Annotated in this window: 15 protein-coding genes and 2 pseudogenes; 2 read left to right on the top strand and 15 right to left on the bottom strand. The window is 64.1% G+C overall.

What is annotated here, in order from left to right; genetic code table 11:
* Positions 1-314: 314 nt before the first annotated feature.
* A pseudogene (locus NYR97_RS01000) lies at positions 315-510 on the top strand (hypothetical protein); the annotation flags it as partial.
* A gap of 87 nt (positions 511-597) precedes the next feature.
* Here the strand turns inward: NYR97_RS01000 and NYR97_RS00995 are convergent.
* The 7 genes from NYR97_RS00995 to NYR97_RS00965 form a co-directional block, all read right to left on the bottom strand.
* Positions 598-927: a non-heme iron oxygenase ferredoxin subunit gene (locus tag NYR97_RS00995; protein WP_316696148.1), complete on the bottom strand. Its 330-nt coding sequence runs from the start codon at positions 925-927 to the stop codon at positions 598-600.
* Entirely contained in the window at positions 924-1,463 is a 540-nt protein-coding gene (locus NYR97_RS00990) for a GNAT family N-acetyltransferase (protein WP_205394197.1), read from the bottom strand. The genes NYR97_RS00995 and NYR97_RS00990 overlap by 4 nt, the downstream gene beginning before the upstream one ends.
* 206 nt (positions 1,464-1,669) lie before the next feature.
* Positions 1,670-2,914 (bottom strand): cysteine desulfurase, encoded by a 1,245-nt coding sequence (locus tag NYR97_RS00985; protein WP_205394198.1) that lies wholly within the window; start codon positions 2,912-2,914, stop codon positions 1,670-1,672.
* Positions 2,911-4,173, bottom strand: coding sequence for a Fe-S cluster assembly protein SufD (gene sufD / locus NYR97_RS00980; RefSeq protein ID WP_316696146.1), 1,263 nt, complete (start codon positions 4,171-4,173; stop codon positions 2,911-2,913). The genes NYR97_RS00985 and sufD overlap by 4 nt, the downstream gene beginning before the upstream one ends.
* Positions 4,173-4,937 (bottom strand): Fe-S cluster assembly ATPase SufC, encoded by a 765-nt coding sequence (gene sufC, locus NYR97_RS00975; protein WP_316696144.1) that lies wholly within the window; start codon positions 4,935-4,937, stop codon positions 4,173-4,175. The genes sufD and sufC overlap by 1 nt, the downstream gene beginning before the upstream one ends.
* A gap of 155 nt (positions 4,938-5,092) precedes the next feature.
* Positions 5,093-6,550, bottom strand: coding sequence for a Fe-S cluster assembly protein SufB (gene sufB / locus NYR97_RS00970; RefSeq protein WP_316696142.1), 1,458 nt, complete (start codon positions 6,548-6,550; stop codon positions 5,093-5,095).
* A gap of 15 nt (positions 6,551-6,565) precedes the next feature.
* The gene (locus NYR97_RS00965) at positions 6,566-7,024 is read right to left on the bottom strand and encodes an SUF system Fe-S cluster assembly regulator (RefSeq protein WP_023904615.1); all 459 of its coding nucleotides are present in this window, start codon (positions 7,022-7,024) and stop codon (positions 6,566-6,568) included.
* 176 nt (positions 7,025-7,200) lie between these two features.
* Between NYR97_RS00965 and NYR97_RS00960 the strand changes: the two genes are divergently transcribed.
* Entirely contained in the window at positions 7,201-7,668 is a 468-nt protein-coding gene (locus NYR97_RS00960; protein WP_006448894.1) for an SET domain-containing protein, read from the top strand.
* Positions 7,669-7,937: 269 nt separating this feature from the next.
* Here the strand turns inward: NYR97_RS00960 and NYR97_RS00955 are convergent, their stop codons facing one another.
* From NYR97_RS00955 to NYR97_RS00920, 8 genes and pseudogenes are all read right to left on the bottom strand, one after another.
* Positions 7,938-8,534 (bottom strand): DUF1439 domain-containing protein, encoded by a 597-nt coding sequence (locus NYR97_RS00955; RefSeq protein ID WP_316696140.1) that lies wholly within the window; start codon positions 8,532-8,534, stop codon positions 7,938-7,940.
* Between the two features lie 55 nt (positions 8,535-8,589).
* Positions 8,590-9,121 (bottom strand): annotated as a pseudogene (locus tag NYR97_RS00950) (hypothetical protein).
* 75 nt (positions 9,122-9,196) lie between these two features.
* A complete protein-coding gene (locus NYR97_RS00945) occupies positions 9,197-9,505 on the bottom strand; it encodes a DUF3861 family protein (RefSeq protein WP_006448891.1) in 309 nt (102 codons plus the stop codon).
* Between the two features lie 91 nt (positions 9,506-9,596).
* Positions 9,597-10,214: a M23 family metallopeptidase gene (locus NYR97_RS00940; RefSeq protein ID WP_316696138.1), complete on the bottom strand. Its 618-nt coding sequence runs from the start codon at positions 10,212-10,214 to the stop codon at positions 9,597-9,599.
* A gap of 135 nt (positions 10,215-10,349) precedes the next feature.
* Positions 10,350-10,775 (bottom strand): HU family DNA-binding protein, encoded by a 426-nt coding sequence (locus NYR97_RS00935; RefSeq protein ID WP_115040574.1) that lies wholly within the window; start codon positions 10,773-10,775, stop codon positions 10,350-10,352.
* A gap of 437 nt (positions 10,776-11,212) precedes the next feature.
* Positions 11,213-12,067, bottom strand: a complete 855-nt coding sequence (gene proC / locus NYR97_RS00930) for a pyrroline-5-carboxylate reductase (protein ID WP_316696136.1) — start codon at positions 12,065-12,067, stop codon at positions 11,213-11,215.
* 47 nt (positions 12,068-12,114) lie between these two features.
* Positions 12,115-12,807, bottom strand: coding sequence for a YggS family pyridoxal phosphate-dependent enzyme (locus NYR97_RS00925; RefSeq protein ID WP_316696134.1), 693 nt, complete (start codon positions 12,805-12,807; stop codon positions 12,115-12,117).
* A 156-nt stretch (positions 12,808-12,963) separates the two neighbouring features.
* Entirely contained in the window at positions 12,964-13,680 is a 717-nt protein-coding gene (locus NYR97_RS00920) for an NPP1 family protein (RefSeq protein WP_316696133.1), read from the bottom strand.
* Positions 13,681-13,797: the final 117 nt, after the last annotated feature.

Below are 13,797 nucleotides of genomic sequence, written 5' to 3'. Positions count from 1 at the left end.
CGCATGGGATCGCAGGGCAGGCCAGTTGTTAAGAAGGTCTGAAGGGCTGCGATCTTAAATGCAAATCATTCTTCTTTGCAATCTTTGTCGTCGTCCGACGTCGCGCGGTGGTTCCCGCTGCATGAAGCGTTGTGGCAGAAAGGTTGTGCGCTATTAAATTGGCTGACCAAATTACAATTGGCGGACCAACCTACTCACGCCTGTCTGCGGCCGCTGATCTGCCACTTCGCTGCAGGGCCCTTGCCCGCCCACCATCGCAGGACACGGTGCAAGTACGTCCTTGTAAGCTCTTACGCGGCATCCATGCCGCGTAAGGTCCCGCGACGGTGGGCGGGCAAGGACCAGTCGAGATGGTCGGTTTTCATGGCTTTCAACAAAGCAACCAGCAGACTTTCTGGTGCGGTGTCCTCGCCGATTGCGGGACTGTGTGGCGGCATGGATGCCGCCACCGAGCCCCCAGGATGGGTTTACGGCGTGTCCCGCGAGCGGCGAGGGCACCGCGCGCTCGACTCACTAGGCTTTTTGACCTTGGCTTCTACGGCTAAAGCCACGATCACAGCCACAGCCGACCTACCGCACCCACTGATCTCACCGCTCTCAGCGGTCGTCGCGTGCCCAGATGCCGCCGTGTTCGCGCTTGACCGGGAATTTGGGCACGGCGGTATAGGCCGGCGCGCACAGCGGGCGGCCGTCGCGGATATCGAAGCGGGCGCTGTGCAGTAGGCATTCGATGGTGCCGGCCGCCGGGTCGAACGTCCCAGGTGACAGCTCGTAGTCTTCGTGGCTGCAGCGGTCTTCCAGCGCATACAGCTCGCCGTTGAGGTTGAAGACCACGATCGGGGCGTCGGTCACCTCATCCCAGACGGTCTGCAACTCGCCGGGCAGCAGCGCCTCGCTGGCGCAGACGAAGGTCCAGGTCTCGCTCACAGCGCTGCGCCGCCGAGCGGTTTTTCCAGTACCTCGAAGCGCAGGTCCTGGCGCAGCGGCACGCCGAAACGCACGTCGCCATACGGAAACGGCTTGGTGATGCCGGTGCGGCGATAGCCGCGTCGCTCGTAAAAGGCGATCAGCTCATCGCGGATGTCGATCACCGTCATGCGCATCACCGGGAGCTGCCACTCGCTGAAAGCGATGCGTTCGGCTTCGGCCAGCAGCGTCTTGCCGAGCCCGCTGCCTTGCAGCGACGGGTCGACGGCAAACATGCCGAAATACCCGGCGCCGTGGTCGTCGGCGATATGCGCGCAGGCCAGCAGTCGCCCGTCCTGTTCGACCAGCAGCACCAGGCTGCGGTCACGCAACAGGTCTTCGCGCAGCACGGCGGGATCGATTCGTGCGCCGTCGAGAAAGTCGGCTTCGGTGGTCCAGCCAACGCGGCTGACATCGCCGCGATAGGCCGAAGTCACCAGCGATACGAGTGCGTCGATATCGTCGACGGTGGCGGTGCGGAAAGTAGTGGTCTGCATGGGGAGCAGTTTAGCGGGAGTCGGGATTGGGGATTGGTCAAAGCGCAAGAAACGCTGTTTCTTATGCCTTGCCGGATGCCCGAATTGGGGCGTTGCTCTGAGTCTAACGTGGGTGCACGTGCGCTAGCGCACGGACGTCTGGCGCAAGCACCGCAACTCGGCGAAAGGTTCTCCGAATCCCTAATCCCGACTCACCAATCACTGCCTCAAGCCAGCAGCCGACGCACCTTCACCAACGCAGCAACAAAGCGCTCGATCTCGTCGTGCGTGTTGTAGAACGCCAGCGAGGCGCGGCAGGTGGCGGCGACGCCGTAGTACTGCAGCAATGGATGCGCGCAGTGCTGGCCCGAGCGGATGGCGATGCCTTCCAGGTCGAGCAAGGTGGCCAGATCATGCGCATGCGCGCCTTCGATCAGGAACGACACCACTGCGGCCTTGTCCGGCGTGGTGCCGAAAATGCGCAGGCCCTCGATACGCTGCAGTTCTTCGGTGAAGTGTGCGAGCAACTCGGCTTCGCGTGCTTCCACGTGCGCCAGCCCGACCGACTCCAGGTAATCCACCGCCGAGCCCAGGCCGATGAAACCGGCGATGTTGGGCGTGCCGGCTTCGAACTTGTGCGGGGCATCGTTGAACACCGTGCCCTCGAAACTGACTTCCTTGATCATCTCGCCGCCGCCCAGAAACGGCGGCATCGCCTGCAGGTGTTCGCGACGTGCCCACAGCGCGCCGGTGCCGGTCGGCCCGCACATCTTGTGGCCGGTGATGGCGTAGAAATCGCAACCGATGCCGGCCACGTCGATACGCCGATGCGGCGCGGCTTGCGAGCCGTCCACCACGGTGACGATGCCGCGCTTGCGCGCCTCGCGGCAGATCTCGCGCACCGGGTTGACCGTGCCCAGCACATTGGACACGTGCGTGATCGCCAGCAGCTTGACCTCCGGCGTCATCGCCTTGCGCAAGGCATCCAGATCCAGCGCGCCGTCTGGGGTGATCTCGGCCACGCGGATGGTCGCACCGGTGCGTTGCGCCACCAGTTGCCACGGCACGATGTTGGCGTGGTGCTCCATGCGCGAAATCAGGATCACATCGCCGGCGCCCAGGCGCGGCAGCGCCCAGGAATAAGCGACCAGATTGATCGCAAAGGTCGTCCCGCTGCACAGCACCAGCTCGTCGGCGCGCACATTGAGAAAACGTGCGAGCTTGCTGCGCGCGCCTTCGAACGCATCGGTGGCTTCGGTGCCCAGCGCATGCACCGCGCGGCTCACATTGGCGTTTTGACGACGATAGAACTCGTCGGTCGCGGCAATCACCTGCAGCGGCTTCTGGCCGGTGTTGGCGTTGTCGAAATAGATCAGCGGCTTGCCGTGCACCTGCCGCATCAACAACGGGAAATCCGAGCGCACGCGCTCCCAATCCGGCACGGCCAGTTGCGGGACGGCGGGCGCGTTCATGCCACGCCTGCCGAGGTCAGGGCGCGGTCCAGCTGCAGCGCCAGGACCGCAGTCAGCGCGGTGGGCAGCACACGCAGCGGCTCGTGGCAGAACGCGGCGCTGAGCAACCGCTGTGCATCGGCCTGCGGCAGACCGCGCGAGCGCAGATAGAACAGGGCGTTGTCGTCGAGCTGGCCGACGGTGGCACCGTGCGCGGCCTGCACTTCTTCGGCATCGATCACCAGCACCGGCTGGGTGTCGATCTCGGCGTTGGCCGACAGCAGCAGATTCTTGTTCGACAGCCGCGCATCGCTGCCGTCTGCACCGGGGCGAATGTGGATGCCGCCATGAAACACCACCCGGCTGCGATCGGCGCCCACGCCGCGCCAGACAAGCTCGCAGCTGGTATCGCGTGCGATGTGCTGGATGCCCAGACGCGTATCGACATGGCGGCGGCCGTTGCCGAGCAGCACGCCATTGGCGGTGAGCTGGGCGTCGTTGCCTTCCAGGCGCACGTTGAGCTCGTGCCGCGACAGGTTGGCGCCCAGTTCCAGATCCACGCGCTGGTAGCGCGCATTGCGTGCCAGCACGGCATCGGTGCGCAGCAGCGAAGTGGCGTGGGCACTGTCGGCCTGCACGCGCGCATGCGACAGCACCGCATCCTGGGCCAGATGCACATGCATCAGGCTGTTATCCAGATGCGCGGCATCGCCGACATGCAGGTGGTGCTCGACCACGTTCAGCGCAGCGCCGGCACGCAGTTCGATCAAGTGGCGGTGGTGCCAGGACAGGTCGTGCTCGCCGGCCACGCTGATAAAGACCAGGTGCAGCGGAATATCGATCTGCGCGCCTTCCTGCACGCGCACCAGCACGCCTTCGTCGGCAAGCGCGGCATTGAGGCGGGCGAAGATTTCATCGCTGCCTTCGAAACGGCGACCGAGCAGCTGCTGCGCGTCATCGCTGGCAGCCAGCGAGGCGGACAAGGTCTCCAGCCGCACGCCGTCGGGCAGCGTCGACAAGTCGCTCAGTGCTTCGGACGGGCGCCCGTTGACGAACACCAGCCGTGGCGAGGCGATATCGTCCAGCAAGGATGCATCGACCAGCGTCGGTACCAAGGGCGCCGTTTGAAAACTGCGCCGCTCCAGCTGCCGCAGCGAGGTGTATTTCCAGGCTTCGGCGCGCGGGCCGGGCAGGCCGGTCTGCAGCGCGGCATCGAGTTCGGCACGGCGTACATCGTTGCCGCAGAAGCCGCGTGCGAGGGATTCCAGCAGGGCGCTCATCAGGCAGCCGCCTCGGGTACCACACGGTCCTTGAGGAATTGGTAGCCGTGCTTTTCCAGCTCCAGCGCCAGTTCCGGGCCACCGCTCTGCACGATGCGGCCCTCGGCCAGTACATGCACCACGTCCGGAGTGATGTAGTCGAGCAGACGCTGATAATGGGTGATCACCAGGAACGAGCGCTCCGGCGAGCGCAGCGCGTTGACGCCGTCGGCCACGCTCTTGAGTGCGTCGATATCCAGGCCCGAATCGGTTTCGTCCAGGACGGCGAGCTTGGGCTCGAGCACGGCCAGCTGGAAGATCTCGTTGCGCTTCTTTTCGCCACCCGAGAAACCTTCGTTGACGCCGCGATGCAACAGCTCGTCCTTCAGATGCAGCACCGCCAATTTCTGGCGCACCAGCTTGAGGAACTGCATCGAGTCCAGCTCTTCTTCGCCACGCGCCTTGCGCTGCGCGTTGAGCGCGGCACGCAGGAAATAGGTGTTGTTGACGCCGGCGATTTCAACCGGGTACTGGAAGGCCAGGAACAGGCCCGCAGCGGCGCGTTCTTCCGGTGCCAGGTCGAGCAGATTGTTGCCTTCAAACAGCACGCTGCCTGTGCTGACTTCGTAGCCGTCGCGCCCGGCGAGCACATTGCCCAGCGTGGATTTGCCCGCGCCGTTGGGCCCCATGATGGCGTGCACCTGGCCCGGCTTGATGTCCAGCGACAGGCCTTTGAGGATTTCTTTGCCGGCGATGCTGGCGTGGAGATTGTTGATCTTGAGCATATTCGTATCCAGTGATTGAGCCCCTCTCCCGCCGGGAGAGGGGTTGGGGTGAGGGTTCGTGCGAAGCAGCGTGCTGTTTGGGTGCACTTGGCTTCGCCCGTACCCTCATCCGGCGCTGCGCGCCACCTTCTCCCGAGGGGAGAAGGGGAAAGGTGTCAGCCGACGCTGCCTTCTAAGGAAACTTCCAGCAGCTTCTTGGCTTCCACTGCAAATTCCATCGGCAGTTCGCGGAACACCTGCTTGCAGAAACCGTCGACGATCAGTGACACCGCATCTTCCTGGCTGATGCCGCGCGCGCGGCAGTAGAACAGCTGGTCGTCGCTGATCTTGGAGGTGGTTGCCTCGTGCTCGACGGTGGCGCCGGGATTCTTCACCTCGATGTAGGGGAAGGTATGCGCGCCGCACTGCTTGCCGATCAACAGCGAATCGCACTGGGTGTAGTTGCGCGCGCCATCGGCGTTGCGATCCACCTTGACCAGACCGCGATAGGTGTTCTGCCCGCGCCCGGCGCTGATGCCCTTGCTGACGATCTTGCTCTTGGTGCGCTTGCCGATGTGGATCATCTTGGTGCCGGTATCGGCCTGCTGACGATGATGGGTGAGGGCCACCGAGTGGAACTCGCCCACCGAATCGTCGCCCAGCAGCACGCACGAGGGGTACTTCCAGGTGATCGCCGAGCCGGTTTCGACCTGGGTCCAGGTCACCTTGCTGCGGTCTCCACGGCATTCGGCACGCTTGGTGACGAAGTTGTAGATGCCGCCAACGCCGTTTTCATCGCCCGGGTACCAGTTCTGCACCGTCGAATACTTGATCTCGGCGTCTTCCAGCGTCACCAGCTCGACCACCGCCGCATGCAGCTGGTTTTCGTCGCGCATCGGCGCGGTGCAGCCTTCCAGATACGACACATACGCCTTGTCTTCGCACACGATCAAGGTGCGCTCGAACTGGCCGGTATGGCCGGCATTGATGCGGAAATAGGTGCTCAGCTCCATCGGGCAACGCACGCCCTTGGGAATGAATACGAAGCTGCCATCGGAGAACACCGCCGAGTTGAGCGCGGCGAAATAGTTGTCGCCAACCGGCACCACGCTACCCAGATATTGTCTGACGATCTCCGGATGTTCCTTGATGGCTTCGGACATCGAGCAGAAGATCACGCCCTTTTCGGCCAGTTCCTTGCGGAACGTGGTGCCGACCGAGACCGAGTCGAACACTGCATCCACCGCCACGCCGGCCAGCCGGGCACGCTCGTGCAACGGCACGCCAAGCTTGTCGTAGGTATCGAGCAGTTCCTTGGGCACGTCGTCCAGCGAGGCGTACTTGGGGCCCTTGGGCGCGGAGTAATAGCTCAACGCCTGGAAATCGATCGGGGAGATCTGCAACTTCGCCCACTCCGGCATCGGCATCTTCAGCCAGTGCCGGTACGCCTCAAGACGCCAGTCGGTCATCCATTGCGGCTCTTCTTTCTTGGCCGACAAGGCACGGATGACGCCCTCGTCCAGGCCGGGCGGGAGCGAGTCCGATTCGATGTCGGTGATGAAGCCGGCGTCGTAACGTCGGCCCAGCCGTTCGATAATCTCGGCGTTCTGCGGGGGAGCAAGTTCGGTGGCCATCGGGCTGCCTACAGGTCAGGTGGTCGCGACGCGTGCGGCGATGGAACGCCGACTGCTGTCGCCAGGGAGAGAGAGGGGTTGCAACATCTGCGCGAGCGTGACGCGACGCAATGCATCGCCGACCACGTCGTTGATCAAACGCCAGTTGGAGCGCACACCGCATGTCTGCGCGATGCCGCACTGGCTGTGGTCCTGGCTGCATTCGGTGATCGCCAGCGGGCCTTCCATTGCCTCGACGATTTCAACAAGCGTGATCTCGCTGGCCGCGCGCGCAAGCCGGTAGCCGCCATGCACGCCGCGCAAACCTTCGACCAGACCCGCTTGCGACAACGGTTTGAGAATCTTGCTCACGGTCGGCGCTTCCAGGCCGGCCTGCTCGGCCAGCTCGCTCGCGCTGAGCACCTGATCGCCGCGTGCAGCCAGTACGGTCAGCACGACGGTGGCGTAATCGGTGAGTTTGGTGACGCGCAACATGAGGAGGCCAGATAAATCCTAAAGCGGACCGAAATTGTACTCTTTCGAGTGGGGCAGGGCCAACCGCGCGGTTCAGCCGCCGGCAAGCGTTGGGCGTTGCCGTTGGCAATGCGCTTGTGCTTGGCGCATCGTCGCGCTGCGGTCACAATGAGCGGCCCCATCACTGGACCCCGTTCATGTCGCGCAAAGTTGCCGCCCGCAAGTCACGTATCCACGGCAATGGCATGTTCGCCCTCGCCGCGCTCCGCAAGGGCGAGCGCATCATTCAATACAAGGGGCGCCTGCGCACGCATGCGGAAGTGGACGCCGATGACACCGGCGATGTGGAAAGTGGCCACACCTTCCTGTTCACGCTCAGCGACGACTACGTGCTGGATGCCAACTACGAAGGCAACGTGGCGCGCTGGATCAACCACAGCTGCAAGCCCAATTGCGAAGCGGTGATCGAAGAGGCCGAAGGCGACGATCGCAGCAAGGACAAGATCTTCATCGAGGCCAAGCGTGCAATCAAGGCCGGCGAAGAGCTCACCTATAACTACGGCATCACGCTGGCCGAGCGTCACACGCCGCGTTTGAAGAAGATCTGGGAATGTCGCTGCGGCTCCAAGAACTGCACCGGCACGATGCTGCAGCCCAAGCGCTGAGCATGCGCGTGCCGGCATTGCGATGATGCGATGCGCACTCTCTTTCAGGAGTGCGCAACCAGGAATGCCCAATACGCGGGTTCGACCTGCATGCTGACGCAGTCGATTCACTTGTTAGTGGATCGCTTCCAACAACAGCATTGCCGTCTTACCAGACGTCTTTTGCAACAAAGGCCCGGCGATCGATGCACCGGGCCTTTGTGTGTATGCAACGCTTTCCGCGCAGTGGCGCCGGTCAGCGAGCCCCGCGCTGGCGCAGCGCGGATCGTCTACTTGCCGGAAAGCGCTGTCGCCGGCACCAGTTGCTCGATGTTCTGATTGAAGTTCACCGCCACCCGTCCGTTCTGGATACCCACCGACTCCACCTGCACATTGCCCATCACCGCAGCGATGGCCGGGTCGATGCGATAGATCGGCTCCTTGCGCGCGTAATCGGCCAGCCAGGCATTGAGCAACTGGCGGGTGCTGTGATCGAGCTTGGCGCCGGCATTGGCAGGGCGGAAGTCATCGATGCTGGGTTGATCAAGATAAAAGCCTTGCTTGGCCACGTCGTAGCGCAGCGCACTGGTCAAGGTCACATTGCCGACCGGTGCCGGCGCGCCGCCTGCGGTGGCCAGGGCCAGATCGAAGGCCATCTTGAGCCGGTCGCCCGGCGGTAGCGACAGCGCCGGATTGCTGACCTTCATTTCGACCAGGCCACCCAGTGCGTCATGCGTCTGCGGGAAGCGGCCACCCAGGAATTGCTGCAGATCGCTGCCCTGCACACTGATTTGATGTCCCTGGATCTGCGGCGTGGCCCAGGCACCGGCGACGGGCATTGCCAGGGCGAGGGCGAGCATGGATCCGGCAAGCGAACGCAGTTTCATCGGGTGACTCCGGTAGCAGATGAGATCACCTTAGCTCGCGCCGGTGAACCACGGGTTAGCGCAGCACCGGTTGCAAGGTTGCCGAATAGATCTCCCATGTGTCGCTGCCGGCACGGGGTTGGAGTCGATACGTACCGACCAGAGGCTGCGTGCCGACGGTGGTGCGCACGGTCAGGTGTACCGGCACTTCGATCAGCTTGGGCGGAAGCTGCTGGTCCAAGGCAAAGGGGGGGGGCGTTGTTGATGTGCATCGATCGGATATTGGTGATGCCGCGTAGCGCTGCGTCGTCCGGCATCGGTGAGGGACGACCGCCGGTCCACAGCGCATCGGCATCCGCGCGTGCCGCACCGGGTAGTGCGCCCAGATACCGCTGCACGGTGGCGCTTGCTTTGGCGAAGTCGGCGCGCGCTGTGCCGTCGTTGGGATCCGGTGCCGGCACCAGTGGCGCTGGCGCTCCAGCGTCGGTGACTGTGCTTGGAGTGCCTGTCACAGCCTGGGTCGGCCACGATGGCGCAGCAACAGGCGTGCGTTTGTCTTCGGTGCGCTGACAGCTGCAGCCAGCGATTGCAGCGGCAAATACTACGATTCCACCCCAGTGCATGGCGCGTCCCATCCCCGATGCGCGCAGTGTAACGGTCCGCGCAATGCGGCGATCCAGGCCTCAAGCGCCTGGCGTTGGGTGTACGCGCTGCAGGCGCTCCAGCAGCAGTTGCAGCTTCGGTCGCAATACATCCAGCGCATCGCTGGGCTGCGCGCGCGGGCGGGCGGCCAGATCTTCCAGCAGCTGCGAGCCTACGGTCAGCGCGGCGCATTCGTCGCTGCTCAGGTCGCGGCGCAGGTGCAACTCTTCGAGCAGCCGCATCCAGTCTGCGCGCGAGCGCTGTTCGAACTCAATGGTGCAGCGGTCGTCGCAGGGGCGGCCATCGCTTTCGATGGGCGTGACCGTAATGCGATAGCGTTTTCGGGGCATGGAGATGGCGTCGTTGCTGGGCTGTCTCCACCATAGGCGCAGCGTGCGGTGGCCTCGATAGGGCATGCCATGACGCAGTGTTCCAACATGTTTACTGTGCCGGCTGTGGTGCGGGTTTGCGCAGCAGCGGCAGCGGATCGTACGCACCGTTGCGCCCATAGACCCCATAGTGCAGATGCGGCGGCGTGCCACGCGCGTTGCCGGTGGTGCCGACCATGCCCAGCGGTGTGCCGGGCTCGACCACATCGCCGACCTCCAAGCCTGCGGCCCAGTCGTCCAGATGCGCATAGTAATGCCGCTGCATGGCCGGCCCCAGCACCCAGACCTGCTTGCCGCCCAGGCCTTGATCGCGAATGGCGCTGACCACGCCACGGGTTGCAGACAGCACCGGCGTGCCGCGTGGCGCGAAGATGTCCACACCGGCATGGCTGCGGTCGCGGCCACGCGGAGCGCCGAAGGTGTCGGCGATGCGGCGCGCCTGCACGCCTTCGACCGGGATCTGCAAAGACGTCGGCGGCGGCATCCGCGACAGCTCCCAGCTGGTGCGCAGCTGCTCGGCGATCGGCAACTGCCAGGCCCAGCGTGCGGCCACACCCAAGGCGCACATCAGGGCGACCGACACCAGCAGGCGGCGCACGCGGCGTGCGGGGCTGGCGGTGGCCGGCGGTGTAGTCGATGGAGGGTGGGGCGATGGAACGGTCACATGCACCTGCTGGGTTGCGAATCAGCACGCAGGGTAGGCAAGCGGCGATGAGCGGCATGTGGGTAGTCACGCATGCGGTATCGCGCGCGCAAAAAAAAGACGGCCCGCAGGCCGCCTTCGTTACACCGGATGCGTGCTCGATTAGAGCGCGGAGTCCTTCAACTTCTTCAACGGACGCGCCTTGAGCTTGGTGGTGGCGGGCTTGGCAGCAAAGGTCTGCTCTTCCTTGGTGAAGGGGTTGATACCCTTGCGCTTCGGCTTGGCCGGCACATGCACGGTGGTCAGTTTCAGCATGCCAGGCAGGGTGAACGTGCCAGCACCCTTCTTGCTCAGCGAGGCGTGTGCAGTGGCTTCCAGCGAAGCCAGAACGGCGCGGACGTCCTTCGGAGCCAGCTGGGTGGATTCGGCGATGTGCGCGACCAGGCCGGTCTTGCTCAGTGCTTCCTTGATCGGCTTCGGCGCGGCGGACTTGGCAGCGGCGGCCTTCGCCGGCTTTGCGGTCTTGGTGGCGGCGACCTTTTTCACTGCCTTTTTGGGGGCAGCCTTCTTAGCGGCGGTTTTTGCCATGAGTTATGTATTCCGTATTCGTAGGTGGTGTTGGGTCTGCCGACCCAGTCGGCAACGCGAAATGTAGGGCAACTGCTGCGCGCCGCCAATAGGCAAACGATGAAACAACGCGAAAAAAGCGTCTTCCGACGGGGATTCGTTCACCAGCGGCAGAAAACGCGTACGAAACGCATTGTCGAGTCGGTTGCGGTGTGCGCGTTGACGAAGCGTCTGACGCAGAGCAGCAGGTCTTCAGCGCGAGCTTGCGCGCATGATCGAGCAGGCGATCTGGTGCTGGGTGTTGCCGAAATCTGCGGCTGGCTGATGGCGTTGGTCGGCGTGGCAAGTGCGGATGGATCGCCGTTGTGCAGGATCTCTGCAGTGCCGACGGATCGACTGCAGACCTGCGATCAACTTTGGTTGCGAGCAAATCCTGCGCTTCTTCGATAGTGGATTCGCTAATCGTTGGCGGCCGACAGGCTACGGCCGCGCTCGGTGGCTGCGGCGATTGCCCTTGCGGTGAGCGCTTCGAAGCCGCCGGCCTGGAATGCCTCGATCGCCGCCTGCGTGGTGCCGTTGGGCGAGGTCACGCGGTGGCGGAGCTGCTCCGGTGCTTCGCCAGATTCGGTCAGCATGCGCGCGGCGCCAAGCACGGTTTGCAGCACCAGCGTGCGTGCGGTGTCGGCGGGCAGACCCTGCGCCTGCGCAGCAGCCTCCATCGCTTCGGCCAGCAGAAAGACATAGGCCGGGCCGCTGCCGGAGACGGCGGTCACCGCGTCCATCTGCGCTTCCTCGTCGATCCACACGGTGACGCCGGCGCTATCCAGCAAGCGGGTCGCCTGCACGCGTTGCGCGTCGGAAACGCGCGCAGTGGCGTACAGCCCGGTGACGCCGGCGCCGAGCAGGGCGGGCGTATTGGGCATTGCGCGCACCACTGCCACGTCACCGCCCGACCAGCGCTGCAGTTGCGTTGCAGTGATGCCGGCAGCGATGGACAGCAGCAGCGGCTGCTGCGCCTGCGCAAGGTCGGCCAGCTGTGCGCACACCGAAGGCAGCACCTGCGGTTTGACTGCCAATATCCAGATGGCCGCGCCGTCCACGGCGGTGCGGGCGTCTTCCACGGCGTGCACGCCGAAGTCGCGCGATAACGCATCGCGTACTTCGGCAATCGGCTCGGCCACGCGGATGCTGGTTGCGGGCACGCCTTGCCGGATCAACCCGGCAATCAGGCTGCGCGCCATGTTGCCGCCACCGACGAACGCGGTGATTGCAGCGCTGGGATGCGAAGACGCGGACGAAGAGGGCAGAGTCATTGCAGCACCTTAGGTCATAAAGATCGGTGGTCGGCACGCGAGGCCGATCAGGAAGCGGCGGCCGGCGACGAGGCGCGTTCGCCAAACAACGCGGTGCCGACGCGCACCATGGTGGCACCGGCCGCGATCGCTTCGGCGAAATCCGAACTCATGCCCATCGACAAGGTATCCACCTGCGGATAGCGGCCCTTGAGGTCTTCGAATAGCGCCTGCATCCGCGTAAACGCAGCCGCGCGCCGTGCCTGCTCGGGTAACGGCGCGGGAATCGCCATCAGCCCGCGCAACTGCAGACGCGGTTGCAGCGCGATGTCCCGGGCCAGCGCATCGATCGCCTCCGGCGCGCAACCGTGCTTGCTGTCCTCGTCGTCGATATTGACCTGGATCAGCACGTTCAACGGCACACGATCGTCCGGCCGGTAGCGCGCCAGCAGCGGGATCAGTTTGGCGCGGTCCACGGTCTGTACCCAGTCGAAGCAGTGGCTGGCCAGTTCGGCCTTGTTGGATTGCAGGTGGCCGATCAGATGCCATTCCAACCCCAGCGCATGCAGTTCGGTGATCTTGGCCTGCGCCTCCTGCACGTAGTTTTCGCCGAACGCGCGCTGGCCTTGCGCCGCCAGCGCCTGGATTGCGCCGGCGGGCTGGGTCTTGGAGACCGCCAGTAGCCGGGCGGGACGCCCAGCGGCGTTTTCCGATGCGACTCGGATGCGGTCGAGAATCTGCTGCAGCGACGATGCCGGCACGTGGCGCCCTTGGCTTGAGGGATGGCCGCCTATAGTGAGGCCAGCGCCCTGGTCCTTCCAGCAGGTGGTGCGTTCTGGGCAGCGCATGGGCGCCGATGTCCGGTCCGTTGACCACCGGACATCGGTTTGCCGCACGCGATCTATGCAGGTGCCGGGTCAGTTGTAGTACCAGGCCTTGCCGAGATTCTGGTTGAAGTTCTTGTCGATGAAAGGAACGTTGGCGGCACCGAAGTTTGTGTACGTCAATGCATCCTTTACCCATTGATCCATCGATTCCCATGCGATCAGCGGCTGCATGCCACCGACCGGGTTGTAGGGCCCGATGAACATCTCATGGTTGGTCGGCCAGGTGCTGCCGTAGACCACCTTGGGGTGATTGTCGCGCAGGCTGGCAGCGGGATTGCGCAGGTAGGAGTAGTTGCCATGTGCCGAGTAGGAAAGGGCATACACCGTCGGCCGCGGCACCGATGGATTGTTGATCCAGACGACGATGCTTTCCCAATCATGGCGATGTCCCAAACCACTGGATGGCGAGTCTTTCGGGAAGTACCAGCTGTACATGATGGCCCAGACGCCCCGGTACCAGCCCGAGCGCACGTACACCTGGCCGGGACTGTGGCTGCAGCCGCCATTGGACGCCCCGGTGGGCTTCAAACCCTTGCTCGGATGCCCCCACTGATCGACTGCAGGAAACGGCACGCAGCCGTTGTGCACGAACAGGTACGGCCGGTAATCCCAGTCGCGCTGGCCGATCGGGCCTGCGGGAACCTTCTCGGGGATGGGTTTGATGTCGTCGTGGTTCCAGGCTTCGTTCGCATGTGTGACAAAAGGGCAAAGCAAAGCGGCGACGCTGGCGATCAGCAGCGATTTCATGGTGTTTCACTCATTGGGGAGGGCGCTGCAACGGATGCAGGGGCGGTCGCCAACGTGTGCCACGGGCTGTACATGTGCCGGCCCGGGCAACGCGTCATCGTTCAGTCCGCTCTGCCT

It is taken from the genome of Xanthomonas hydrangeae (assembly GCF_032697525.1).
GTDB classification, from domain to species: Bacteria; Pseudomonadota; Gammaproteobacteria; order Xanthomonadales; family Xanthomonadaceae; genus Xanthomonas; species Xanthomonas hydrangeae.
This window is presented reverse-complemented; position numbering and strand designations above follow the sequence as displayed.